The organism is Salmonella sp. 741265050_HSA (assembly GCF_046569445.1).
Taxonomy (GTDB): Bacteria; Pseudomonadota; Gammaproteobacteria; order Enterobacterales; family Enterobacteriaceae; genus Salmonella; species Salmonella enterica.
In genome coordinates, this window is sequence record NZ_JBKFSV010000006.1 from 128,626 (window position 1) to 153,244 (window position 24,619).

At 51.5% G+C, this 24,619-nt stretch carries 20 protein-coding genes; 15 read left to right on the forward strand and 5 right to left on the reverse strand.

What is annotated here, in order from left to right; all coding sequences use genetic code 11:
- The first annotated feature begins 112 nt into the window (after positions 1-112).
- The 3 genes from btsT (at position 113) to yjiA (ending at position 3,528) form a co-directional block, all read left to right on the forward strand.
- Complete coding sequence (gene btsT / locus ACLD4F_RS13455) at positions 113-2,263, forward strand: pyruvate/proton symporter BtsT (RefSeq protein WP_000379929.1); 2,151 nt, start codon at positions 113-115, stop codon at positions 2,261-2,263.
- A gap of 94 nt (positions 2,264-2,357) precedes the next feature.
- Positions 2,358-2,561, forward strand: coding sequence for a YbdD/YjiX family protein (locus ACLD4F_RS13460; protein WP_000460616.1), 204 nt, complete (start codon positions 2,358-2,360; stop codon positions 2,559-2,561).
- 10 nt (positions 2,562-2,571) lie between these two features.
- Positions 2,572-3,528, forward strand: coding sequence for a GTPase (gene yjiA, locus ACLD4F_RS13465; RefSeq protein WP_000187838.1), 957 nt, complete (start codon positions 2,572-2,574; stop codon positions 3,526-3,528).
- 115 nt (positions 3,529-3,643) lie between these two features.
- Here yjiA and ACLD4F_RS13470 read toward each other — a convergent pair whose 3' ends face one another.
- Positions 3,644-4,612, reverse strand: coding sequence for a hypothetical protein (locus ACLD4F_RS13470; protein ID WP_080108422.1), 969 nt, complete (start codon positions 4,610-4,612; stop codon positions 3,644-3,646).
- Between the two features lie 141 nt (positions 4,613-4,753).
- Here ACLD4F_RS13470 and hsdR point away from each other — a divergent pair, with 141 nt between their 5' ends.
- The 4 genes from hsdR to symE all read left to right on the forward strand — a co-directional run bounded on the left by hsdR (position 4,754) and on the right by symE (position 10,998).
- Positions 4,754-7,183: an EcoAI/FtnUII family type I restriction enzme subunit R gene (gene hsdR, locus ACLD4F_RS13475; RefSeq protein WP_411010886.1), complete on the forward strand. Its 2,430-nt coding sequence runs from the start codon at positions 4,754-4,756 to the stop codon at positions 7,181-7,183.
- Positions 7,184-7,253: 70 nt separating this feature from the next.
- Positions 7,254-8,723: an N-6 DNA methylase gene (locus ACLD4F_RS13480; RefSeq protein WP_411010887.1), complete on the forward strand. Its 1,470-nt coding sequence runs from the start codon at positions 7,254-7,256 to the stop codon at positions 8,721-8,723.
- Positions 8,723-10,462, forward strand: a complete 1,740-nt coding sequence (locus ACLD4F_RS13485; RefSeq protein WP_023218595.1) for a restriction endonuclease subunit S — start codon at positions 8,723-8,725, stop codon at positions 10,460-10,462. Before ACLD4F_RS13480 ends, ACLD4F_RS13485 begins: the two co-directional genes overlap by 1 nt.
- Positions 10,463-10,677: 215 nt before the next feature.
- A complete protein-coding gene (symE, locus tag ACLD4F_RS13490) occupies positions 10,678-10,998 on the forward strand; it encodes an endoribonuclease SymE (protein ID WP_080210130.1) in 321 nt (106 codons plus the stop codon).
- 44 nt (positions 10,999-11,042) lie between these two features.
- Here symE and ACLD4F_RS13495 read toward each other — a convergent pair whose 3' ends face one another.
- Positions 11,043-12,896 carry a DUF262 domain-containing protein gene (locus tag ACLD4F_RS13495; protein WP_080210131.1) on the reverse strand — a complete coding sequence of 618 codons (1,854 nt, stop codon included), beginning with the start codon at positions 12,894-12,896 and terminating at the stop codon, positions 11,043-11,045.
- 135 nt (positions 12,897-13,031) lie between these two features.
- Here ACLD4F_RS13495 and ACLD4F_RS13500 point away from each other — a divergent pair, with 135 nt between their 5' ends.
- Positions 13,032-13,952 (forward strand): DUF5655 domain-containing protein, encoded by a 921-nt coding sequence (locus ACLD4F_RS13500; RefSeq protein ID WP_080108417.1) that lies wholly within the window; start codon positions 13,032-13,034, stop codon positions 13,950-13,952.
- A gap of 76 nt (positions 13,953-14,028) precedes the next feature.
- Here the strand turns inward: ACLD4F_RS13500 and yjiS are convergent, their stop codons facing one another.
- Complete coding sequence (gene yjiS, locus ACLD4F_RS13505; protein ID WP_000397917.1) at positions 14,029-14,193, reverse strand: DUF1127 domain-containing protein YjiS; 165 nt, start codon at positions 14,191-14,193, stop codon at positions 14,029-14,031.
- Between yjiS and ACLD4F_RS13510 the strand changes: the two genes are divergently transcribed.
- A complete protein-coding gene (locus tag ACLD4F_RS13510) occupies positions 14,160-14,303 on the forward strand; it encodes a hypothetical protein (protein ID WP_079944412.1) in 144 nt (47 codons plus the stop codon). The genes yjiS and ACLD4F_RS13510 overlap by 34 nt on opposite strands.
- A gap of 94 nt (positions 14,304-14,397) precedes the next feature.
- Here ACLD4F_RS13510 and ACLD4F_RS13515 read toward each other — a convergent pair whose 3' ends face one another.
- Both ACLD4F_RS13515 and ACLD4F_RS13520 read right to left on the reverse strand, forming a co-directional pair.
- A complete protein-coding gene (locus tag ACLD4F_RS13515) occupies positions 14,398-15,768 on the reverse strand; it encodes an NAD-dependent succinate-semialdehyde dehydrogenase (RefSeq protein WP_079981626.1) in 1,371 nt (456 codons plus the stop codon).
- Between the two features lie 180 nt (positions 15,769-15,948).
- Positions 15,949-16,902 carry an Rpn family recombination-promoting nuclease/putative transposase gene (locus ACLD4F_RS13520; RefSeq protein ID WP_001523711.1) on the reverse strand — a complete coding sequence of 318 codons (954 nt, stop codon included), beginning with the start codon at positions 16,900-16,902 and terminating at the stop codon, positions 15,949-15,951.
- A gap of 478 nt (positions 16,903-17,380) precedes the next feature.
- On the opposite strand from ACLD4F_RS13520, the gene mdtM reads away from it, so the two are divergent.
- From mdtM to iadA, 6 genes are all read left to right on the forward strand, one after another.
- The gene (mdtM, locus tag ACLD4F_RS13525) at positions 17,381-18,622 is read left to right on the forward strand and encodes a multidrug efflux MFS transporter MdtM (RefSeq protein ID WP_001188918.1); all 1,242 of its coding nucleotides are present in this window, start codon (positions 17,381-17,383) and stop codon (positions 18,620-18,622) included.
- 86 nt (positions 18,623-18,708) lie between these two features.
- Entirely contained in the window at positions 18,709-19,980 is a 1,272-nt protein-coding gene (locus ACLD4F_RS13530; RefSeq protein WP_411010888.1) for a DUF445 domain-containing protein, read from the forward strand.
- Positions 19,981-20,199: 219 nt separating this feature from the next.
- Entirely contained in the window at positions 20,200-21,384 is a 1,185-nt protein-coding gene (locus tag ACLD4F_RS13535; protein ID WP_076728050.1) for an MFS transporter, read from the forward strand.
- An 871-nt stretch (positions 21,385-22,255) separates the two neighbouring features.
- The gene (locus tag ACLD4F_RS13540) at positions 22,256-22,927 is read left to right on the forward strand and encodes a nucleoside recognition domain-containing protein (protein ID WP_000068752.1); all 672 of its coding nucleotides are present in this window, start codon (positions 22,256-22,258) and stop codon (positions 22,925-22,927) included.
- A complete protein-coding gene (locus ACLD4F_RS13545; protein ID WP_000211979.1) occupies positions 22,924-23,385 on the forward strand; it encodes a YjiG family protein in 462 nt (153 codons plus the stop codon). The genes ACLD4F_RS13540 and ACLD4F_RS13545 overlap by 4 nt, the downstream gene beginning before the upstream one ends.
- 12 nt (positions 23,386-23,397) lie before the next feature.
- Positions 23,398-24,570 (forward strand): beta-aspartyl-peptidase, encoded by a 1,173-nt coding sequence (iadA, locus tag ACLD4F_RS13550; RefSeq protein ID WP_079942468.1) that lies wholly within the window; start codon positions 23,398-23,400, stop codon positions 24,568-24,570.
- Positions 24,571-24,619 lie beyond the last annotated feature (49 nt).

Consider the following 24,619-nt stretch of genomic DNA (forward strand, 5'->3'; position numbering starts at 1 on the left):
CGCGATGATCTGGCAAGATCCTCTCAGCATAGCAGTCAATCTACCTCCTCAAACACGAACTCAATATCCACCCAGCTTCGGCTGATAATTAAACTTACAACCAGGTTTTACTATGGATACGAAAAAGATATTCAAGCACATACCCTGGGTGATTCTCGGAATCATCGGTGCTTTCTGCCTCTCGGTTGTTGCCCTACGTCGGGGTGAACACGTGAGCGCCCTGTGGATCGTGGTCGCTTCCGTTTCCGTCTATCTGGTGGCTTACCGCTACTACAGCCTGTACATCGCCCAGAAGGTCATGAAACTCGACCCGACGCGCGCGACGCCGGCGGTTATCAATAACGACGGCCTGAACTACGTGCCGACTAACCGCTACGTACTGTTTGGTCACCACTTCGCCGCCATCGCCGGCGCAGGTCCGCTGGTCGGGCCGGTATTGGCCGCGCAGATGGGCTATCTGCCGGGGACGCTGTGGCTGCTGGCGGGCGTAGTGCTCGCGGGCGCAGTGCAGGACTTTATGGTGCTGTTCATCTCTTCCCGCCGTAACGGCGCCTCTCTTGGCGAGATGATCAAAGAAGAGATGGGTACCGTTCCAGGCACCATCGCGCTGTTCGGCTGCTTCTTAATCATGATCATCATCCTCGCGGTGCTGGCATTAATCGTGGTTAAAGCGCTGGCCGAAAGCCCGTGGGGCGTCTTCACCGTCTGCTCAACGGTGCCGATTGCGCTGTTTATGGGCATCTACATGCGCTTCCTGCGTCCGGGACGCGTAGGCGAAGTCTCCGTTATTGGTATCGTGCTGCTGGTGGCGTCTATTTACTTCGGCGGCGTGATTGCCCACGACCCTTACTGGGGCCCGGCGCTGACCTTTAAAGACACCACCATTACCTTCGCGCTGATCGGCTACGCCTTTGTTTCCGCGCTGCTGCCGGTATGGCTGATCCTCGCCCCGCGCGACTATCTCGCTACCTTCCTGAAAATCGGCGTGATCGTCGGTCTGGCGCTGGGGATTGTGATCCTCAACCCGGAACTGAAAATGCCGGCATTGACGCAGTATGTCGACGGTACTGGCCCGCTGTGGAAAGGCGCTCTGTTCCCGTTCCTGTTCATCACCATCGCCTGTGGCGCCGTCTCTGGCTTCCACGCGCTCATCTCTTCCGGTACCACGCCGAAACTGCTGGCCTGTGAGACCGATGCGCGTTTTATCGGCTACGGCGCGATGCTGATGGAGTCCTTTGTTGCGGTGATGGCGCTGGTGGCGGCCTCGATCATTGAACCGGGTCTCTACTTCGCGATGAACACCCCGCCGGCAGGTCTGGGCATTACCATGCCAAACCTGCACGAGATGGGCGGCGAGAACGCGCCGCTGATTATGGCGCAGTTGAAAGACGTTACCGCACATGCAGCGGCGACCGTCAGCTCCTGGGGCTTTGTGATTTCCCCGGAACAAATCCTGCAAACGGCGAAAGATATCGGTGAACCGTCAGTATTGAACCGCGCAGGCGGCGCGCCAACGCTGGCAGTAGGTATCGCGCACGTGTTCCACAAAGTCCTGCCGATGGCGGATATGGGCTTCTGGTATCACTTCGGTATTCTGTTCGAAGCGCTGTTTATCCTGACCGCGCTAGATGCGGGTACCCGTTCCGGCCGCTTTATGTTGCAGGATTTGCTGGGTAACTTCGTCCCGTTCCTGAAAAAAACCGATTCTCTGGTCGCGGGTATCATCGGTACCGCAGGCTGCGTCGGTTTGTGGGGCTATCTGCTGTATCAGGGCGTGGTCGACCCGCTGGGCGGCGTGAAGAGCCTGTGGCCGCTGTTCGGTATCTCTAACCAGATGCTGGCCGCCGTGGCGCTGGTGTTGAGCACCGTGGTACTGATCAAAATGCAGCGCACCAAGTACATCTGGGTGACGGTAATTCCGGCGGTATGGCTGCTGATCTGCACCACCTGGGCACTGGGCCTGAAACTGTTCAGCGCCAACCCACAGATGGAAGGTTTCTTCTACATGGCAAACCTGTATAAAGAGAAGATTGCCAACGGCACCAACCTGACCGAGCAGCAGATTGCCAACATGAACCATATCGTGGTGAACAACTACACTAACGCTGGTTTGAGTATTCTGTTCCTGGTAGTGGTGTACAGTATTATCTTCTACGGTTTCACCACCTGGATGAAGGTACGCAACAGCGATAAACGTACCGACAAAGAAACCCCGTATGTGCCCGTGCCGGAAGGCGGCGTGAAGATCTCTTCACACCACTAAAACTGATGCCGGGTAGCGCACAGCGATCCCGGCTAGTGTAGGCCGGATAAGGCGCAAGCCGCCATCCGGCTTTATTCATTAACAGGACGGCAGAATGTTTGATACTTTAGGTCAGGCAAAAAAATATCTCGGCCAGGCGGCAAAAATGTTGATTGGTATTCCGGACTACGACAACTATGTCGAGCACATGAAAACCAACCATCCCGACAAGCCGTACATGACCTATGAAGAGTTCTTCCGCGAACGTCAGCAAGCACGTTACGGCGGCGATGGCAAAGGCGGTATGCGCTGTTGTTAATGGAGAGACTATGACCCCGATTGCAGTTACCCTACTTACCGGTTTTCTTGGTGCCGGCAAAACCACCCTACTACGCCATATCCTCAACGAACAACATGGTTTTAAAATTGCCGTTATCGAAAACGAATTTGGCGAAGTCTCCGTTGACGATCAACTGATTGGCGATCGCGCCACACAGATCAAAACCCTGACTAACGGCTGCATCTGTTGTACCCGCTCCAACGAGCTGGAAGATGCGCTATTAGACCTGCTCGACAGCCGCGACCGCGGCGATATTGCTTTCGACCGCCTGGTGATTGAATGCACCGGCATGGCCGACCCCGGCCCGATTATTCAGACCTTTTTCTCCCATGACGTATTATGCGAACGCTACCTGTTAGACGGCGTGATTGCGCTGGTCGACGCGGTGCACGCTAACGAGCAGATGAACCAGTTCACCATCGCCCAGTCGCAGATAGGCTACGCCGACCGCATTCTGTTGACCAAAACCGACGTGGCAGGCGACAGCGAGAAACTGCGCGAGAGGCTGGCGCGTATCAACGCCCGCGCCCCGGTTTACACCGTGGTACACGGCGATATTGACCTGAGTCAGTTGTTTAATACCAGCGGCTTTATGCTGGAAGAGAACGTGCTGGCAAGCCAACCGCGTTTCCACTTTATTGCCGATAAACAGAACGATGTGTCATCAATTGTGGTGGAACTGGATTACCCGGTGGATATCAGCGAGGTTTCGCGGGTGATGGAAAACCTGCTGCTGGAATCAGCGGATAAACTGCTGCGTTACAAAGGGATGCTGTGGATCGACGGCGAACCCAACCGCCTGCTATTCCAGGGCGTGCAGCGTCTCTACAGCGCCGACTGGGACAGACCGTGGGGCGACGAAACGCCGCACAGCACGCTAGTGTTTATCGGGATCCAGTTGCCGGAAGACGAGATCAGAGCGGCGTTTGCGGGGTTAAGGAAGTAACCCGCATCAAGGCCATCACAGAATGATGGCCTTCAGAGCAGATATGGCACTCTCTATTCACCGTTACCATATTATATCTTCCACCAGCGCACCACTACATAATGATAAATACAAACTACCTTAACCACGAGGGGATATTATACTCCGGCAAAGGCTCCACACTATAAGTATCTCTCCTGTCGCTCCCTTTTTTGCAGGTGATCTCATAGAAACCCCACTTATCATTTTTATCCGAATAAAACACAGTATATTTATCAGTATTAAAACCAAAATATTTTTCGTTTTTATTCTTCACTTCCAATTCACCGCACTTTGCTTCATTGCGCCATTCATGGTTGATGGTCTTTTTTAGTACAAAATAAGCGACATCACCAATCAACATAGGAACAAGCAGAAACAAAAACATAGACATAATAAAAGCTCCTGTTAATGTAAAAATTCGATACCCTTTTGCTTTATCACCGTAACGCAGAAATAGCCCATAGCAAATAGGTTGTGATAACCACAGGAAAAACATAAGAAATGCGGTGGCTTTCCAACAATATTCTAACCATGGAGAAGAGGATAGCTCCAGATTACTGATTTGCCAGAAAATGCTGGCAGAGTAACTACTAGTAAAAGCAAAAACACCTGAAAATGCGGTAACCGCCAAGCCGATTATCTTAAAGGTTTTTGCTGTATTATTTCTGGCAAAATCTAAAATAGTCAAAATGCTACTAATGAGGATAGAGACTGAAAATAAAATAGCTAACCAATACGTTATGGTGTTGACAAACACATTAGCAGACAACAACAAAAGCAAAAAAATTGACCATGCAGTTAGCGATAGAATACCAGCAAACCGAGTCAATAAATGATCATTGTCTGTGCGTACAAAGAAACTGATATATTCCCTAACTCGATTTACTTGAGTGAAAGAGAATATTAGAACAGATACAAAGAGAAATGCAACCAGGTAACTTTTTAAAGGAAATTTATAGGGGATTAAATAGATTGCGATCACGCCATAGACAATCACCGCAGAATCTAATTTTTTCTGTTTAAAATGTTTAAGAAAGGATCTCCAAATCTTAATAACTTCCATATTAAAACCTTATATGTTGGGTACAGAATTCACGAATTCATCTAAAACAGAGACTTAACACCAATAATGCACACAGAGTGTAATGATTTCATCTGATTTTGTGTGTAGAATTTGCGCATCGCTATTCGATGAGAATCCCCAATGGCTGACCTGAACCTGAGTACCCTGACGGAAGCAGACATCATTACCAAACGCGTTATGCCCGCCATCCTTGATGCTGGCTGGAACGACACAACGCAAATCAGACAAGAGGTCAAACTCCGGGACGGTAAGGTCATCGTGCGCGGCAAAGTCGCGGCGCGTAGAACGGTGAAATCTGCCGATATCGTGCTCTACCACAAATTAAACATGCCGCTGGCGGTGATCGAAGCTAAAGCCAATAAACATGAAATCGGCAAAGGCATGCAGCAGGCGCTGGGTTATGCCCACCTACTGGATGTTCCCTTTGCATTTGCTTCTAACGGCGACGGCTTTATCTTCCACGATAAAACGGCAACTGGCGCAATTGAGCGAGAAATTACCCTCGACGAATTCCCAACGCCTGATGAATTGTGGCAAAAATACTGCCAGTGGAAAGGTTACACCGCTGCACAAATGCCGATCGTCACCCAGGACTATTACAACGACGGCAGCGAAAAGCGGCTGCGCTACTACCAGCTTCAGGCCATCAACAAAACGCTGGAGGCTGTGTCTAACGGGCAAAACAGATTGTTGCTGGTGATGGCGACGGGAACCGGTAAAACGCTGACGGCGTTTCACATCATCTGGCGTTTATGGCAGTCAGGCGTTAAAAAACGCATCCTGTTCCTGGCAGACCGAAACGTCCTTGTTGACCAGACCCGACTTGATGACTTTCAGCCTTTCGGCTCCGCGATGACCAAAATCACCGGGCGCACTCTCGACCCCGCTTTCGAAATCCATCTTGCGCTCTATCAGGCGTTAACCGGCAATGAAGAGCATCAAAAAGCGTTTAAGCAGGTTTCGCCGGATTTCTTTGATCTGATTATCATCGACGAATGCCACCGCGGCAGCGCCTCTGAAGACAGCGCCTGGCGTGAAATTCTGGATTATTTCAGCTCCGCCACCCAGATTGGTATGACCGCCACGCCGAAGGAAACTCACGAGGTCTCCAATAGCGACTACTTTGGCGATCCTATTTACACTTATTCGTTGAAAGAAGGGATCGAGGACGGATTTCTCGCCCCTTACAAAGTGGTTCGCGTCGATATTGATGTTGATTTACAGGGATGGCGGCCCGTACGCGGCCAGAGCGACCTCAACGGTGAACTGATTGACGACCGAATCTATAACCAGAAAGATTTCGACCGCACGATGGTCATCGACGAGCGAACTGAACTGGTGGCGAAAACCATTACCGATTACCTCAAACGCACCAATCCGATGGATAAAACCATCGTGTTTTGCGAAGACATTCCGCATGCTGAACGCATGCGCCGGGCGCTGATCAACCTCAACCCGGAGATGGTAAAACGTAACGATAAATATGTGATGAAAATCACCGGGGATGACGAAGAAGGGAAAGGCCAGCTGCAGAATTTCAGCGACAAGAAAAAAGAATGGCCGGTGATTGTGACCACCTCAGAACTCATGACTACCGGCGTAAACGTTAAGACCTGCAAACTGATCGTGCTGGACCAAACCATCCGCTCGATGACCAAATTTAAACAGATCATTGGCCGGGGTACCCGCATCGAAGAAAACTACGGCAAGCTGTGGTTCACCATTCTTGATTTCAAAAAGGCCACTGAACTGTTTGCCGACGAGCGCTTTGACGGTATCCCGGAAAAAGTGATGGAAGCCACGCCAGATGACATTGCCGACCCGGACTCCGGCTTCAACGAAACGCTGGAGGAAGAAACGCCTGACGTCTTTGCCGACGAAGATATCAACGGAGCAGACGAAGATCCTGCCTCCTACACCACCAGCCCGATGGACGACTCCGGCCCGTTGCCGGAAGAGGAAGACAACCGGGTCCGTAAATTCCACATTAACGGCGTCACCGTTGGCGTGGTCTCGCAACGCGTCCAGTATTACGACGCCGACGGCAGGCTGGTCACCGAATCCTTCAAAGATTACACCCGAAAAACCGTGCTCAAAGAGTGCGCCTCACTGGATGATTTTGTCCGGAAATGGCAAGATGCTGACCGCAAAGCGGCGGTGATCAAAGAGCTTGAATTACAGGGTATCCTTTGGGATGTTCTGGCGGAAGAGGTCGGCAAAGATCTTGACCCGTTCGACATGCTCTGTCATGTGGTGTATGGTCAGCCGCCGCTCACGCGCAAAGAGCGCGCAGACAATGTTCGCAAGCGTAATTATTTCACCAAATATTCCGATGCCGCGCAGACTGTACTCAGCAATTTGCTGGACAAATATGCCGATGCGGGCGTGGAAGAAATCGAGAATATTCAGGTGCTGAAGCTCAAACCGTTCGACCAGATGGGCACTCTGCAGGAGATCATCACCGACGGCTTTGGTGACAAAGGCACCTATATGCAGGCAGTGAGCGACCTGGAAAGCGAAATTTACCAGCTTCCTCCCCGCTCCGCCTGAACATCCTGATTACGCCACCTGCGGCCCGTCTGCCGCAGGTGGCTTTGTTTTTTTATAAAGGGACGACCCCATGTCAATCAGCTCGGCTATCAAATCATTACAAGACATCATGCGCAAAGATGCAGGCGTCGATGGCGACGCACAGCGTCTGGGTCAGCTCTCCTGGTTATTGTTCCTGAAGATCTTCGACGCCCAGGAACAGGCGCTGGAAATCGAGCAGGAAAAATACAGGCTGCCGATGCCGGAGCGCTACCTGTGGCGCAACTGGGCGGCCGATAACGAAGGGATCACCGGCGATAAACTGCTGGCGTTCGTCAACGACGACCTGTTTCCGACGCTAAAAGATCTGCCCGCGCAGATCGATATCAACCCGCGCGGCTATGTGGTTAAGCAGGCGTTCAGCGATGCCTACAACTATATGAAAAACGGTACCCTGCTGCGTCAGGTGATCAACAAGCTGAACGAGATCGATTTTACCCGCGCCAGCGAACGTCATCTGTTCGGCGATATCTACGAACAGATCCTCCGGGATTTACAGGCCGCAGGCAACGCGGGTGAATTCTACACCCCACGCGCCGTGACCCGTTTTATGGTCGAGCGCGTCGATCCGAAACTCGGCGAATCGATTATGGATCCGGCCTGCGGCACCGGCGGCTTCCTCGCCTGCGCGTTTGATCATGTTAAAAATCATTATGCGCACACGGTCACCGACCACCAGATCCTGCAAAGACAGATCCACGGCGTGGAGAAGAAACAGCTACCGCATCTGCTTTGCACCACCAATATGCTGCTGCACGGCATCGAAGTGCCGGTACAGATCCGCCACGATAACACGCTGAACAAACCGCTCTCCTCCTGGGACGAGCAGATGGATGTGATTATCACCAACCCACCGTTCGGCGGCACCGAAGAAGACGGCATCGAGAAGAATTTCCCGGCAGAAATGCAGACCCGCGAAACGGCGGATCTGTTCCTGCAACTGATTATTGAAGTGCTGGCGAAAAACGGCCGCGCGGCGGTGGTGCTGCCGGACGGCACGCTGTTTGGCGAAGGCGTGAAAACCAAGATCAAAAAGCTGCTCACCGAGGAGTGCAACCTGCACACCATCGTGCGTCTGCCGAACGGCGTGTTTAACCCGTACACCGGGATCAAAACCAACCTGCTGTTCTTTACCAAAGGCCAGCCAACCAAAGACATCTGGTTCTACGAGCACCCGTACCCGGCGGGCGTGAAGAACTACAGCAAAACCAAACCGATGAAGTTTGACGAGTTCCAGGCCGAGATCGACTGGTGGGGCAACGAGGCCGACGGCTTCGCCAGCCGCGTCGAAAACGAGCAGGCGTGGAAGGTCAGCATCGACGAGATAATTGCCCGCAACTTTAACCTCGATATCAAGAACCCGCACCAGGTGGAAACCGTCAGCCACGATCCGGATGAACTGCTGGCGCAGTACGCGAAGCAGCAGGAAGCAATCCAGACCCTGCGCCACCAGCTGCGCGATATTCTCGGCGCGGCGCTCTCCGGCAAGGAGGCCAACTGATGGCGGTGGAAAAACTGATTGTTGACCATATCGACACCTGGACCACGGCGCTGCAAACCCGCTCCAGCGCCGGGCGCGGCAGCTCGGGTAAGATTGACCTGTACGGCATCAAGAAGCTACGCGAGCTGATTCTGGAGCTGGCGGTGCGCGGCAAGCTGGTGCCACAGGATCCGAATGATGAACCGGCGTCCGAGCTGCTGAAACGCATTGCGGCGGAAAAAGCCGAGCTGGTGAAGCTGGGGAAAATTAAAAAACAGAAGCCGCTGCCGGAGATTAGCGAGGAAGAGAAACCGTTTGAGCTGCCGATTGGGTGGGAATGGGTACGGTTAGGTGATCTTGGATTTACGCAAACAGGAGGAACTCCGTCAAAATCTAAACCTGAATATTTTGGGAAAGATATTCCTTTTATTAAACCAGCAAATATCACTTCTCAAGGTGTCGATTACCAAGATGAAGGCTTAACAATACAAGGTGCGAATGAGCTTGGAAGACTTGCACCGGCTGGTTCAGTCTTAATGGTTTGTATTGGTACAATAGGAAAGTGCCAAGTTGTAAATCGACCATGTACATTTAACCAACAAATAAATTCAGTTACACCATTTATAGAGAATTCTGAATTTATATTTCTTTGTTTATCTTCAGCATATTTCCAATCGTTAGCTTGGTCTAAATCGTCAAGTACAACAATTGCTATACTTAACAAAGGAAAGTGGGAATCTTTATTATTACCACTCCCTCCATTAGAAGAACAATTAAAGTTAATTAAAACCGTTAAGAAACTCACGTCCCTCTGCGACCAACTGGAACAGCATTCCCTGACCAGTCTGGACGCCCATCAACAGCTGGTTGAAACCCTGCTAACCACGCTAACCGACAGCCAGAATGCCAATGAACTGGCCGAAAACTGGGCGCGTATCAGCGAACATTTCGACACGCTGTTTATCACCGAAGCCAGCATTGACGCGTTAAAACAGACCATTCTGCAACTGGCGGTGATGGGCAAACTGGTGCCGCAGGATCCGAACGACGAACCAGCCTCTGAACTGCTCAAACGTATTGCGCAGGAAAAAGCGCAATTGGTGAAAGACGGGAAAATTAAAAAGCAAAAACCATTGCCGCCGATTAGTGATGAGGAAAAACCGTTTGAGCTGCCTGAGGGGTGGGAATGGTCTAGATTAGATCATGTTGCATCGAAGATTACCGATGGTGATCATAAAACTCCACCACGCATTGCTGAAGGTTATAAATTACTTTCAGCCAAAAATATTCGCGATGGTTTTTTAGACTATGAAAACTGTGACTATATTTCAGAGTCTAGCTATATAAAATCCCGTGAAAGATGCTTACCTGAGAAAGGTGACCTATTAATCGTTTCGGTTGGCGGAACAATAGGAAGATCATCATTAATTACTGGCGACTCTGAATTTGCACTCGTACGTAGTGTTGCAATAATAAAACCATTAATTATTGAGCCAAATTTCTTAAAAATAGCTATGGACTCTCAGTTATTACAATCTATGATTCACTCGCACAAACGCGGTGGAGCACAACCTTGTTTATATCTTGGCGAAATAAGCAAATTTCTATTCCCTGTACCTCCATTAAAAGAGCAAAAAAGAATCGTTAAAACAGTTGATATATTCATGGGAATCCTTGAAACCTTAACTTTAGCATTCCAATCCGCCCAACAAACCCAGCTCCACCTGGCCGACGCTCTCACCGACGCAGCCATAAATTAACCGGCCCTCACAAACCAATAAAGCGGCTAAATAGCCGCTTTATTCCCATCACCAGAAATAATCCATCCCTGCATCCACGCCGTTATTTTCATTCATTTTCAGCTGGACTTTCCTTCTATTCCCTGATGATATATCCAGGTATTTTTCGCAAGACGCCCGTGCTGCAACACGAGCGCCTCGCTAATCACAATCACTATTTAACGAGAATAGCCATCATGACTACCCCGCATTCTATTGCAGAATTCACCAATCCAGAAGTCTCCCCGGCAAATAACCGTAAAGGCACCGTCAGTTATGCGAGCCGCTTTGAAGATCACCAGCATATTCCGGCGATTATCATGAAAGGCCAGTGGCTGGAAGCCGCCGGTTTTGCCACCGGCACCAAAATCGATATCAAAGTGATGGAAGGCTGTATCGTACTGACCGTGAAACCACCAGAGCCTGAGCTGGTTGAGTCTTTACGGCAAGTAAGCAAGCTGTCAGTACGTAAACAAAAGCAAGTTCAAACGTTTATCCGCGTGATTTCTTCTAAATAGGCAAGAAACCCAGGTGCGATTTAATTCGTACCTGGGTTGCAGTATCAGGCATCAATCTCGTCTGTTGCTGTCTCTAATTCAGCAACGTCATCCTGACTGATATTTTTCCCCATTGCCGCTTCGATCAATTTCAGCAATTGTTTTTTTCGATCGGCAAAAAATGCCTCGAAACTATCCTGCCGTAACAACGAAGGCTCAATAAAGTGGCTGCGTAGGATCGCATCCATCTCGGCATCCTCCAGACCGACCTGCGGATGCGTCTGGATCTGCGACAGATACTCAGCCGGAGATCTCCCACCAATCATTCGGTTGGCCTTATAGGAGATTGATGTTTTATTAATGATAGAGTTATACACTGCTGGACTAATACTATTATTCTCGCACCATATCTTGGGGAAAATATGGTGAATATCGAGTGCAATCTCGCCATAATCTAACTTTTGGATCGTCGACTTCCAGAAAAAGTCTTGAGCACCATTGCGTAGGATCAACACGCTTAGCGCTTTATACGCGGCGCTCAATCGGGAACGTAACGTCAATAAACGCCCGGGCTGGAATGATGCTTCATAAATGGTACGCGGTTCTTCACCGTCCCTCTCAATCCAGTTTAGTAACTCTTCCACATCGTTTGCGATACGTGTTTCTACCGCGCCGCCGTACAGTTCCCCCAGGACACCGCACCAGAACCAGCGCGCCAGTTTGTCATAAATTTTGGGCTCCAGCCAATTGCCTTGTAATTGCGATAATACTGCCGCCAGCGGCACAAGCTGCGTACGATAAGGAAGATCCCATGAGTGCATAAAACATTCATGATGGAGAAATTTAGCGGCAAGTAAGAAGCCTTTTTCCACATCGTCGGCCCAGCAATGATAATCTTCAAGAGAAAGCGCTAAGACTGAAACTCGTTTAGCACTTACTGCAGTAACTGATTTCCCTGTCTTCCCTTCGGCCAGATCGGCACGCCGTTTTTTTAGCGTATTCAATATGCTGATAGCCTGTAAAAAGTCAGTCGGCTCTACGCCCTGTAGGATAGCTTCTTTATTCAGTACATTTCGGCGGCCAAATTTTTGACGCAAATTACTGCCAAACCAGTCATCCCGAAGATTAAACCCATCAGCCGCAAAACTGGCGGTCACCAGTTCAAACACGGATAGTGGAACACCACCGGTATTAACCTTTTCAAACACCAGGCAAACGGCCTCTTTGCTAGTTGATTTACCCAATTTAATAACAGGCAGCAAATAGTTCCTAAAGGCATTCAGAATTTTTTCACGGAACTGCATATAAGTGAAAAACTTTTCTTGTGAACACTTATATAAATGACTTTCCCATGCATCAGAGTTGATAATTTGGTTACAAGGGAAAAATAATGCTTCGCACTCTTTTTGCACGGTAGAAAAATCCATTTCAACCGTTTCCCCAAATGAGTTAACAAAAGTTTTTATATCACGACCAAAATTCATCGTTACTTTTTTAGACTTTTCAACAGAAATAAAAGCTTCATCAAGCCTATTGTCCAGAGCGGCCTCAATATCAATATAATAAAAACGGTCTATCTGCTTTCCTTTCTCGTTAAAAGTCTTAACGGGCGTATCCAGCATCAGGACTTGAGTCAAGGATGTTAAACGTTGCTGGCCATCCAGAATCAACATCTCAGGCTCGGTTTTCTGCAATTCTACATTTTCAACGGGACGCACCTGGAAACGAACTTCTCCCCCAGTCTCCAGCAGCATAACCGCACCAACGGGAAAAGAACGGGCAATACTGACCAGCAAAGACCGCACATGCTCATCATCCCAAACCCAACCACGCTGGAAATCAGGCAACTGTACCCGTCCATCAGTAATCTGCCCCAGGATATCTTTTAAAGCAATTTTCGTCGTGTCAAACGTACTCATTCTGGCGCTCCTGCCATTTTCTCTTTTCAAATTAATAAATTACCACAAATAACATATCCTCAGACTCAATTTTATGCTTTCTGATTCTACTCTGTGCAGTATCATACCCGGTAATATGAAAGACAGGAGGGATCCATGAGCGATATCCAGCTTTTCCGCCTCGGTGGCGGGAAAGTACAAGAACTGCCGGGCAAAGCCGCAGCCATTGAAAAAGATCTGCAAATGCTGATCGAATCCCATATGGAAACGTTCCTTGGCGTCCGCTTTCTCGAGACCGAATACCACACGGGTAAAACCCATCGTGGGCGAATTGATTCCCTCGGCCTCGACGAAAATAACTGCCCGGTGATTATTGAATATAAGCGCCACAGCAATGAAAACGTCATTAACCAGGGGCTCTTTTATCTCGACTGGCTGCTCGATCATAAAGCGGAATTTCAGTTGCTGGTGATGGAGAAAATAAATAAAACCGCGGCCAAAGCCATTGACTGGTCCGGCACACGGTTAATCTGTATTGCCGCCGATTTTAATAAATACGACGAACATGCCGTTCAGCAAATCAACCGCAATATCAACCTGATTCGCTATAAGCTTTTTGCCGACGACCTGTTAATGCTGGAACTGGTTAACGCCGTGGTCGAAAATAGCCCTCAGTACATCATCGCGAACGGTTCCGTCAGCAGCGGTAAACGCCATACCCGCACGCAGCGCGAACAGCTCTCTTCGGCCTCTCCCGCGCTGCTTTCATTATATGAACAGCTAAAAAGCTATGTGCTCTCACTCAGTGATGAGGTTCAGTTTAAAGAGCTTAAGCTCTATGACGCCTTCCATCTCATTCGTAACTTTCTGTGCGTGGCTGTTTATCCCGTGACCGACCCACACCTACGCCTGTGGCTGAAAATTAATCCACAGCATATCCAGCTTGAAGAAGGATTTAGCCGGGACGTCACAAACATTGGCCACTGGGGAACCGGCGACGTCGAATTGATTGTGCGTAACGAACACGATCTGGATAAAGCCAAACTGCTGATCGAGAAAGCCTGGCAGGAAAATTAGCGTTCCAGGATATCCGCCTACTGGAGAGGTTAAGATAAGATTATCCAGCCTTTCCAGTTTTACTGGCTCTTATCTGTTATTCCACATCCTTCCTTTCCAACCCAATATCCCTTAACTGCTCGTCACTCATTCGCCGCAGCGCCTGACAGGCCCGCTTACGCAGCCACCACCTTTTTAGCGCCCGTCTGAGCTGCACAAAGCCAATGAATGGTTGTCTGGGGCGGTTCTCGTAAAATTCCATACCGGCCTCCGCATAGAACAGAAAATGCGGGCATCATGAATGTCTGTACAAACAATATCGGGATAAAAAGCACGGTTAGTGCAACGTGGATAAATAAGGGGGGCGATTGAAGGTGTTTTGTTCGCTTATTTCGTTCTGATTTAAGATCCGCGTCCTTCGCTGCAAAAAGCCAGGCCCCTCCCGTTTTCAGAGGGGCAACAGGGATTAGCGGCGCACCACTACCAGCTTCTGGTTCACAAACTCCTTAATCCCCAGATCCGATAGCTCGCGTCCGAAGCCCGAACGCTTAACGCCGCCGAACGGCAGCTCCGCTGCGGTGTCGGTCAGCCAGTTGATATAAACCATCCCGGTTTCAATCCGGGAGGCCATGCGTTTAGCACGCTCAATATCCTGACTAAACACTGCGCCGCCCAGGCCGTAGTGGGAATCGTTGGCGAGTTTTACCGCCTCGTCATCGTCTTTCACCACATACATCTGCGCCACCGGGCCGAAGAACTCTTCAAAGTACGCCGGGTTGTCACGCGTAATATTGGTCAGAATCGTCGGCTCAAAGAAGTTGCCTTTGCTTTCCAGCGGCTTGCCGCCAACGTGCAGCGTCGCGCCATTTTTCACCGCTTCCTCGACCTGTCTGGTCAGTGTATCCAGAGCATCTTTCGACGACAGCGGCCCTAGTTCGGTAGAAGCGTCCATCTGATCCCCCACCTTCACCTTCCTGAATGCCTCGGTGAACTGGCTGAGGAATTGATCGGCGATTTTCTCATGCAGGATAAAGCGCTTCGCCGCCGTACATACCTGCCCCGCATTAGTGAGCCGTGCCTGCACGCCAATTTTCACCGCTTTCTCAAGATCGGCATCGTCCAGCACGACGAACACATCGTTCCCGCCCAGTTCCAGCGTCGATTTTTTAATGTGCTTCGCCGCCTGTGCCGCCACGGCGCTCCCCGCTTTTTCAGATCCGGTCAGCGCCGCGCCCTGCACGCGCGGGTCGGCGATGATATTCGCCACCTGATCGGAGGAAATAAACAGGTTGGTCCATGCGCCTTCCGGCGCGCCGGCTTCACGCACCAGATGAGCAAACGTCTCGGCGCAGTGCGGTACGATGCTGGCATGTTTCGCCAGCACCGGGTTACCTGCGGCCAGGTTCGGCGCCAGCACACGCATCAACTGATAGTACGGGAAGTTCCACGGCTCAACAACCATGATGACGCCAATCGGATGATGTTCTACCCACGCGTCGCCAAACTCGGTTTTATAAGGCACCGGGGCAAGAAACTGCTTCGCGTTATCTGCATAATAGCGAGCGATCTGCGCACACAGTTTGACTTCGCCACGGCTCTGCTCGATGAGCTTGCCCATCTCCTGGCTAGCGATTTTTGCCAGTTCTTCAACACGGCTGTCGATCAAGTCAGCCAGCTTATGCAGTACCGGCAAACGTTGGTCAATCTCTCCCCTGGACCAGTCGGAGTGATAGAGCGCGTCAGCTTTTTGCAGCGCGGCTTCAATATCCGCGTCCGTGTGCGGGGGATACTCTTTAATGAGCTGATTATTGGCAGGATTCACTGTCTGGTAAGCCATATCACATGTCTCCTTGTTATCGTCATTAAGGCAGCCGGAAATGCCGCTCAGAACAATAAGGGTAGTAGAGATGGCTGGCGCTATCGGTAAAGTTCGGTATATTCGTGAGGTTATCAGCGATAATTATAGAGAGCGTTGCCCGGCGGGCACCGGGCCTGCAACATTCAGACTGGAACCGCGTTAGTGGCTAACATCCTGAAGCTCTTCAGCCGTAAGGCCGGTGAACCGCTGGACAGTCTCGCGGTCAAGTCCGTCCGCCAGCATCTGTTTGGCGATACGCAATGCGGCAACGCGCTGACCTTTTTCCAGCCCTTTTTCCAGCCCTTCCTCCAGACCAACCTGTCTTCCTTGCCGTTCCCCTTTTCTGCGATCCGCTGCACGGATCCTCTCTATCAGCGTCATCAGTCTCTCCTTAGTGTGCGGGACATGCCCTACCACATCACGAATAAACGTGGTGAAACGAGGCGTATGTCCGTGCTGAATCATAAGATAATTAAACAGCGCTTTAAGCTGCCTGTCATTAGCGCAACCAGTAACTAACAGCGAAGCAATCCGTTCAACCAGTCCCAGCAGGTCCCGCTGGCGGATATGTTTTTGGATGAGCTCCAGCAGCGCAATGCGGCGGTGCTGCATAATGTCATCATCCGATACCACCGTAATATCGACCAGCGGAAAGGCAGCGGCATAGAGTCTTCTTGCCACTTCCGGGTTCGCAAACTCATCCAGCCAGCACAGCGAAAAAGGATACGGGCTATCAACACCGTGATAAAACAGCATCGGCACCACCAGCGGAAGATGCTTATGCCCCGCATCCAGATGCTGTTGCATTGCCGCCATCGCATACCGCATCAGCCGAAACGCCATATGCGCATCCGGCGTACTCTGATGTTCAATCACGACATAGATATAACCGTCGCCCTCGCGCGTTTTCAGCGACCAAAGCACATCGGAATAATAGGCTCGCAGATTTTTTTCAATAAAACTGCCGGGCTCCAGCTTTAGCGTCCGCAGGTCGCAAAGCTGGCGTAACGACACCGGCAGATGAATCTCCATAAAATCGCGGGCGGTTTCCGGGTGGCGCAAAAAGGTTTTAAACACCGCATCATGCGGTGTTGAGGTCGTCGATTTTTTCATGGTGCTCCGTCACCCCAAACCAGGATGCTGCGACTCTACCTCCTGAAAATTCCTTTCTCATCCGTACCTTTTCAGCATTGCGAGGCGCGACGAAAGATAAATCCTGTTATCTGTAATGCACATGCATTTTCGGAACTGAACACGCAAAATACCAGCCTGCGCGCCCTGCCTTTATCTTTATTAACCAGACAAACTCTTTTGATTAACATCAAAATTTAATTACACTTAATGTGTATATTTTCCGTGCAACGTAAATTTCCCGAGGTGTGATGTGCTGATTGTTATCTGTAATCGCCACACGTTCTGACGAGATTCAGAACGCGTCTCTTCCTGTCTGTGTTTTCACCGGCAGCGTTTTTGATTACATGAAATTCAGTACATCCGCAGCCGCTGTTTCCATCGCCTGCCTGACGTCACGACGACGGTATTGAGTTTCGCTGTCCCATCATAGGGTTCTCCGACATGGAGCGCATTTTTTATGCAACGGATTATTCAGTTTTTCTCCCAACGCGCCACAACGTTATTTTTCCCGATGGCGCTGATTTTGTACGATTTTGCCGCCTATCTGACGACGGATCTGATTCAGCCTGGCATCATTAACGTCGTGCGCGATTTTAATGCTGACGTCAGTCTTGCGCCGGCCTCGGTCAGTCTCTATCTGGCGGGCGGAATGGCGTTGCAATGGCTTCTGGGGCCGCTATCCGACAGGATTGGCCGCCGGCCAGTGCTGATTGCAGGCGCATTAATTTTTACTCTCGCCTGCGCGGCAACGCTGTTGACGACCTCAATGACACAGTTTCTGGTTGCCCGTTTTGTGCAGGGCACCAGCATTTGCTTTATCGCAACGGTCGGCTACGTCACGGTACAGGAGGCCTTCGGTCAAACCAAAGCCATTAAGCTGATGGCGATTATTACCTCCATTGTGCTGGTCGCTCCGGTTATCGGCCCGCTCTCCGGCGCGGCGCTGATGCACTTCGTTCACTGGAAGGTACTGTTCGGTATTATTGCGGTGATGGGACTGTTGGCGTTGTGCGGCCTGCTGCTGGCGATGCCAGAAACGGTGCAACGCGGCGCGGTGCCGTTCAGCGCGGTGAGCGTACTGCGCGATTTTCGTAATGTGTTTCGCAACCCGATTTTTCTCACCGGGGCGGCGACGCTGTCGTTGAGCTACATCCCGATGATGAGCTGGGTGGCGGTGTCGCCGGTGATCCTGATCGATGCCGGCGGGATGAGTACTTCGCAATTCGCCTGGGCGCAGGTGCCCGTATTCGGCGCGGTGATCGTGGCCAATATGATCGTTGTGCGCCTGGTGAAAGATCCGACCCGACCGCGTTTTATCTGGCGCGCCGTACCAATTCAGTTAAGCGGGCTGGCGACATTGCTCCTCGGTAATCTTCTTCTGCCGCACGTCTGGCTTTGGTCTGTGCTGGGCACCAGCCTGTACGCGTTCGGCATTGGAATGATTTTCCCGACGCTGTTTCGCTTCACGCTTTTCTCCAACAACTTGCCAAAAGGGACCGTTTCAGCCTCGCTGAACATGGTGATTCTGACGGTGATGGCGGTGTCGGTCGAAGTTGGCCGCTGGCTGTGGTTTCACGGCGGGAGACTGCCATTTCACCTGCTGGCAGCGGTGGCCGGGGTGATTGTGGTCTTCACCCTGGCGACATTATTACAGCGCGTGCGCCAGCATGAGGCGGCAGAACTGGCCGCTGAGAAGTAAACACTCTGCCGGATAGAGGCTTATCCGGCACAGGATAATCTGATGTTTTTTGCACGTTCTTGCCGTCTGGCTCTATCCTTAACCCTATGAATAAAATCGCCGAACTCAAACGCGCCAAACGCCTGGCGCTCTCACTGTTGCTGATAGCCGCCGCGACGTTTGTAACCACGCTTTTCCTGCCGCCCAGTTTTTGGGTGCTGGGCGTAAAAGCTATTGCCGAAGCGGCGATGGTTGGTGCGCTGGCGGACTGGTTTGCCGTGGTGGCGCTGTTTCGCCGCATTCCCATTCCGTTTATTTCACGACATACGGCGATTATTCCCCGTAACAAAGACCGAATCGGCGAAAATCTTGGGCAATTTGTGCAGGAGAAGTTCCTTGATACGCAGTCGCTGATCGCGCTAATCCGCCGCCATGAACCCGCGCTGCTTATCGGAAACTGGTTCAGCCAGCCGGACAACGCCAGCCGGGTCGGGCAGCATCTGCTGCAAATTATGAGCGGCTTTCTGGAACTAACCGATGACGCCCGTATTCAGCGGCTGCTCAAGCGAGCGGTGCATAAGGCGATTGATAAAGTGGATCTTTCCGGCACCAGCGCCCTGATGCTGGAAAGCATGACCAAAAACGATCGTCACCAGGTGTTACTCGATACGCTGATCGCCCAGCTTATCGCCCTGTTACAGCGTGACAGCTCCCGAACATTTATCGCCAGACAGATCATACGCTGGCTGGAAACCGAGCATCCGTTAAAAGCGAAGATTCTGCCGACCGAATGGCTGGGAGAACACAGCGCTAAACTGGTCTCCGACGCGGTGAATTCTCTGCTGGATGATATCAGTCACGACCGCGCGCATCAGATTCGTCATGCCTTCGATCGTGCGACGTATAAGCTGATCGATAAACTTAAACATGATCCGGAAATGGCTGCCCGGGCAGAAAACATTAAAAGTTACCTGAAGGAAGATGAGGCGTTTAACCGTTATCTCGGCGAGATCTGGGCGGATCTGCGCCAGTGGTTAAAAACAGATATCAACGCCGAAGACTCGAAGGTGAAGCAGCGCATCGCTCATGCCGGACAATGGTTTGGCGAGACGCTGATCGCCGACGACGCATTACGCGCTTCGCTTAACGGTCATCTGGAACAGGCCGCGCACCGGGTCGCGCCGGAATTCGCCGCCTTCCTGACGCGCCACATCAGCGATACCGTAAAAGGCTGGGATGCGCGCGATATGTCGCAGCAGATTGAGCTTAATATCGGTAAAGATTTGCAGTTTATCCGCGTGAACGGCACGCTGGTCGGCGGCGCTATCGGTCTGGTGTTATATTTACTGTCGCAAATACCGGCACTGCTCAGTATCTAAGAAGGGGAAGGCGCAATTCTCGTTCAGATTAACTGCCAAACCCCGCACGTGGGAGGCATTAATTTAATGCCATTTCCCACCGATGCCCCTCTTCTCAATCCGTTATTCGCCTGCGCTTCACTTTCTTTTCTTGCAAATTTGAAACATTAATTTTACTTTTTATTATCATTTACAACAACAATTCGGCATTCCTGCCTTACTTTAGCAAAGAGAAAAACCATGGTTCATGCTCAGAGCGCTTCACCTCGCCATCCCATTTTTACGGCGCTTTTCGGTATGATGGTATTGACGCTGGGGATGGGAGTTGGCCGCTTTCTGTATACGCCAATGCTGCCGGTAATGCTGGCGGAAAAGCAGCTAACGTTTAATCAGCTCTCCTGGATTGCCAGCGCTAATTATGCAGGGTACCTGGCGGGAAGCTTACTGTTTTCCTTTGGCCTTTTTCATCTCCCCTCTCGTCTACGCCCCATGCTGCTGGCTTCGGCGGTCGCCACCGGTATTCTTATTCTGTCTATGGCGATATTTACTCAGCCCGCGGTCGTCATGTTGGTGCGCTTCCTGGCAGGCGTCGCGAGCGCGGGAATGATGATTTTTGGATCAATGATTGTGTTGCATCATACCCGCCATCCGTTTGTTATCGCCGCGCTCTTTTCCGGCGTCGGGGCCGGGATTGCACTGGGTAACGAATATGTCATTGGCGGTTTACATTATGCGCTTTCGGCCCATTCGCTATGGCTGGGGGCCGGAGCGCTCGCCGGTATATTGCTATTAATCGTGGCAATGTTGATTCCCCCCCGCGCTCATGCGCTGCCGCCTGCGCCCTTAGCAAGAATCGAAAATCAGCCTATGCCCTGGTGGCAACTGGCGCTGTTGTACGGTTTCGCCGGATTCGGCTACATCATTGTCGCTACCTATTTGCCGCTGATGGCGAAAAGCGCGGGCTCTCCACTACTCACGGCGCACCTTTGGTCGTTGGTCGGCCTGGCGATCATTCCCGGCTGCTTCGGCTGGCTGTGGGCGGCAAAACATTGGGGCGTCCTGCCATGCCTGACCGCGAATCTGTTGATCCAGAGCGCCTGCGTGCTGCTGTCTCTCTCCAGCGACTCGTTGTTGCTGTTAATACTGAGCAGTATTGGTTTTGGCGCCACGTTTATGGGCACAACCTCGCTGGTGATGCCGCTTGCCCGACAACTCAGCGCGCCGGGTAATATTAATTTGTTAGGCCTGGTGACGCTAACGTATGGTATTGGGCAAATTCTCGGTCCGCTCGCCGCCAGTCTGTCAGGCAATGGCGCGTCGGCAATTATCAACGCCACGCTTTGCGGCGCCGCGGCGCTCTTTTTTGCCGCGCTGATCAGCGCCGCGCAGCAGATAAAACAAAAACGGTTTGTGATACGTGAATAAGCGGTAGAGTAAACCCGCGCTATCTGCACCGGGTTGTATCTTTAACGCTGTTCGCGGCGCAATGTGGATCTGTTTTTTAATAGCACATCCTCAACACGTTATTTCAGGGTAAAGATGCCACTAAAAACTATACTTATTCTATGGTTATTAGTGCTATCAATCTGCCTATTATTTTATATACCCTTCATACTTCAAGTGGCTTCTGTGCTGGCTACGGATTACCCGGCCCATCCATGGGCCTCGCCCTGACGGGCCGTTGCTCACCCCAGTCACATAGTTATCTATGCTCCTGGGGACTCACTCCCTTGCCGCCTTTAAGCAACTCGAATTATTTTGGGTATATATCCCATTATGATGATTATCGCGCCCTTTCAAATCATCACAATTATAAATAAATCACATCATGAAATTAATTAGATGATTCGTTTTTTATTACCTGCCCGTAGGATTCTTAGGGCGCAAACTGACCCATCAGCGGCTACTGACCTGATCGTGACAATTCCTCTTAAGGCGTGAAAAATTACAGTAAAAAGTAAAATTTAGGTTAAAAAACCCTATTTTTTAACAACGATAATTAAGTGGCGTGAAATTGACTAACGTCAAATTTATTTCCTCTTTTTCCTGCTCCCGGCTCCGGTCTGCGTCAACACCTGTTTCTTTGCTTTTTTACCTCGCGTTATACCGTCCACGGTTCCCCGCGCCTCCGGCAGTAGCGAGGATGGTGATTTTTCGCGCTGCTATGCAAGAAACGCATAGCACGATACATACTTGCATTTTGTCCTTACCCTTATGGCTGATAAGGTCTTTCTGTTTCGGGCTTTTTGGCCTGTGGCTACAACCAACACATCATCAAAAAAATTCGGGGATCGCTATGGCGCAACAAGTGGACGGGGCGGCCATGCCGCTTGATACAGAAAAGGTCGGGATAAAGGGATACCTGGCGTTTTTTCTCACCATTATTTTCTTTTCCGGCGTATTTTCCGGAAGCGAAGGCTGGTGGCGCGTTTTTGATTTTACCGTACTCAACGGGTCATTCGGTCATGTGACCGGTACGCAGACCTTTCGCGGCGCGGGCGGAACGGGCGCGAAAGATGGCTTCCTTTTTGCGCTGGAGCTGGCACCGTCGGTTATCCTTTCTCTGGGTATCATCGCGATTACGGATGGGCTTGGCGGTCTGCGGGCGGCACAGCAATTGATGACGCCCATCCTGAAACCATTGCTTGGCATTCCCGGCATTTGCTCACTGGCGCTGATCGCCAACCTGCAAAATACCGACGCCGCGGCGGGTATGACCAAAGAGCTGGCGCAGGAAGGCGAAATCACCGAACGCGATAAAGTGATTTTTGCCGCCTGGCAGACCAGCGGCAGCGCTATTATCACCAACTATTTCTCCTCCGGCGTTGCGGTATTCGCCTTTCTGGGAACGTCAGTCATCATTCCGCTGGTGGTCATTCTGCTATTCAAATTTATCGGCGCAAACCTTTTGCGCGTCTGGATTAACATCGAAGAACGCCGTCACCCTGCGCAAGGAGCCCAATCATGACGACTCAGGTACGTAAGAATGTCATGGATATGTTTATCGATGGCGCACGCCGCGGTTTTACCATCGCCACGACCAACCTGTTACCCAATGTGGTCATGGCATTTGTCATTATTCAGGCGCTGAAAATTACCGGTCTGCTCGACTGGGTAGGCCATATCTGCCAGCCCGTGATGGCGTTGTGGGGGCTTCCCGGCGAAGCGGCTACAGTGCTTCTGGCTTCGCTGATGAGTATGGGCGGCGCCGTTGGCGTGGCGGCCAGTCTGGCTACCGCCGGCGCGCTAAGCGGCCACGATGTTACCGTACTACTGCCAGCCATTTACCTGATGGGAAACCCGGTACAGAATGTCGGCCGCTGTCTCGGTACTGCCGAAGTCAACGCCAAATATTACCCGCATATTATCGCAGTCTGCGCCATCAATGCGCTGCTGTCGATCTGGGTCATGCAGCTTATTGTTTAATAAGGAGTTATCATGCCTGATTTATCCGCCGCGGAGTTTACCTTGTTACAGGGTGCGCACCTGTTTGCGCCAGAAGACCGGGGCATCTGCGATGTTCTGCTCGCGAATGGCAAAATTATTGCCGTCGGCGCTGACATCCCCGGCGATATCGTACCGGACTGTGCGGTAATTAATCTTAGCGGCCGTATGCTGTGCCCGGGCTTTATCGACCAACACGTTCATCTGATCGGCGGCGGCGGCGAAGCAGGGCCGACGACGCGGACGCCGGAAGTCTCCCTGAGCCGCCTGACGGAAGCCGGGATAACAACGGTCGTCGGCCTGCTTGGCACCGACTCCGTCAGCCGTCATCCCGCGTCGCTGTTAGCCAAAACGCGAGCGCTAAATGAGGAGGGGATCACCGCCTGGATGCTCACGGGCGCTTATCACGTTCCGTCGCCGACCATTACAGGCTCGGTAGAAAAAGACGTCGCGCTGATCGACCGCGTCATTGGCGTGAAATGCGCAGTCTCCGACCACCGTTCCGCCGCGCCCGGCGGGAATCAACTCGCCAGCATGGCCGCCGAATCACGCGTTGGCGGCCTGCTGGGCGGCAAACCCGGTGTCAGCGTTTTTCATATGGGCAGCAGCAAAAAAGGGTTACAGCCGCTATATGACATCCTGGAAAACAGCGACGTGCCGATCGGTAAACTGTTGCCTACCCACGTCAACCGTAGCGAATCGCTTTTCGAGCAGGCGCTGGCGTTTGCGCTTAAAGGCGGCGTAATCGACATTACCACCAGTATCCCGGATCCCGTCGCGCCGGCGGAGGGCATTGCCAGAGCGGTAAAAGCCGGCGTCCCGCTTTCCCGGGTGACGCTCAGTTCAGACGGTAACGGCAGCCAGCCGCTATTTGACGCTGCCGGAAATCTGACGGGCATCGGCGTCGCGGGCTTCGAAAGTTTGCTGGAGACGTTGCAGACGCTGGTTAACCACTACGGATTCAGCCTGACCGATGCTCTGCGCCCGCTGACGACCAGCGTAGCCGCCTTCCTCAGTCTGGACGACAAAGGCGAAATCCGTCCCGGTAACGATGCGGATCTGCTCGTCTTTAGCGCAGATTTACGCATTGAGCAGGTGTATGCGCGCGGCAAACGCATGGTCAATGAGGGGAAAGCCTGCGTAAAAGGTACCTTTGAACCGGCGTAATTCCCGCTAGTTTCAGGCTGCCCCATCACGGCATTCTGAAAGAGGACGG

Excerpts from the sequence above, each read along its gene's own strand:
- hsdR (WP_411010886.1), top strand. The coding sequence starts at position 4,754 with ATGGCTGACCTGAACCTGAGTACCCTGACGGAAGCAGACATCATTACC.
- ACLD4F_RS13495 (WP_080210131.1), bottom strand. The coding sequence starts at position 12,896 with ATGAGTACGTTTGACACGACGAAAATTGCTTTAAAAGATATCCTGGGG.
- yjiA (WP_000187838.1), top strand. The coding sequence starts at position 2,572 with ATGACCCCGATTGCAGTTACCCTACTTACCGGTTTTCTTGGTGCCGGC.
- ACLD4F_RS13460 (WP_000460616.1), top strand. The coding sequence starts at position 2,358 with ATGTTTGATACTTTAGGTCAGGCAAAAAAATATCTCGGCCAGGCGGCA.
- ACLD4F_RS13480 (WP_411010887.1), top strand. The coding sequence starts at position 7,254 with ATGTCAATCAGCTCGGCTATCAAATCATTACAAGACATCATGCGCAAA.
- iadA (WP_079942468.1), top strand. The coding sequence starts at position 23,398 with ATGCCTGATTTATCCGCCGCGGAGTTTACCTTGTTACAGGGTGCGCAC.
- ACLD4F_RS13470 (WP_080108422.1), bottom strand. The coding sequence starts at position 4,612 with ATGGAAGTTATTAAGATTTGGAGATCCTTTCTTAAACATTTTAAACAG.
- mdtM (WP_001188918.1), top strand. The coding sequence starts at position 17,381 with ATGCAACGGATTATTCAGTTTTTCTCCCAACGCGCCACAACGTTATTT.
- ACLD4F_RS13530 (WP_411010888.1), top strand. The coding sequence starts at position 18,709 with ATGAATAAAATCGCCGAACTCAAACGCGCCAAACGCCTGGCGCTCTCA.
- ACLD4F_RS13545 (WP_000211979.1), top strand. The coding sequence starts at position 22,924 with ATGACGACTCAGGTACGTAAGAATGTCATGGATATGTTTATCGATGGC.
- ACLD4F_RS13520 (WP_001523711.1), bottom strand. The coding sequence starts at position 16,902 with ATGAAAAAATCGACGACCTCAACACCGCATGATGCGGTGTTTAAAACC.
- symE (WP_080210130.1), top strand. The coding sequence starts at position 10,678 with ATGACTACCCCGCATTCTATTGCAGAATTCACCAATCCAGAAGTCTCC.
- btsT (WP_000379929.1), top strand. The coding sequence starts at position 113 with ATGGATACGAAAAAGATATTCAAGCACATACCCTGGGTGATTCTCGGA.
- ACLD4F_RS13500 (WP_080108417.1), top strand. The coding sequence starts at position 13,032 with ATGAGCGATATCCAGCTTTTCCGCCTCGGTGGCGGGAAAGTACAAGAA.
- ACLD4F_RS13540 (WP_000068752.1), top strand. The coding sequence starts at position 22,256 with ATGGCGCAACAAGTGGACGGGGCGGCCATGCCGCTTGATACAGAAAAG.
- ACLD4F_RS13510 (WP_079944412.1), top strand. The coding sequence starts at position 14,160 with ATGGTTGTCTGGGGCGGTTCTCGTAAAATTCCATACCGGCCTCCGCAT.
- ACLD4F_RS13485 (WP_023218595.1), top strand. The coding sequence starts at position 8,723 with ATGGCGGTGGAAAAACTGATTGTTGACCATATCGACACCTGGACCACG.
- ACLD4F_RS13515 (WP_079981626.1), bottom strand. The coding sequence starts at position 15,768 with ATGGCTTACCAGACAGTGAATCCTGCCAATAATCAGCTCATTAAAGAG.
- yjiS (WP_000397917.1), bottom strand. The coding sequence starts at position 14,193 with ATGGAATTTTACGAGAACCGCCCCAGACAACCATTCATTGGCTTTGTG.
- ACLD4F_RS13535 (WP_076728050.1), top strand. The coding sequence starts at position 20,200 with ATGGTTCATGCTCAGAGCGCTTCACCTCGCCATCCCATTTTTACGGCG.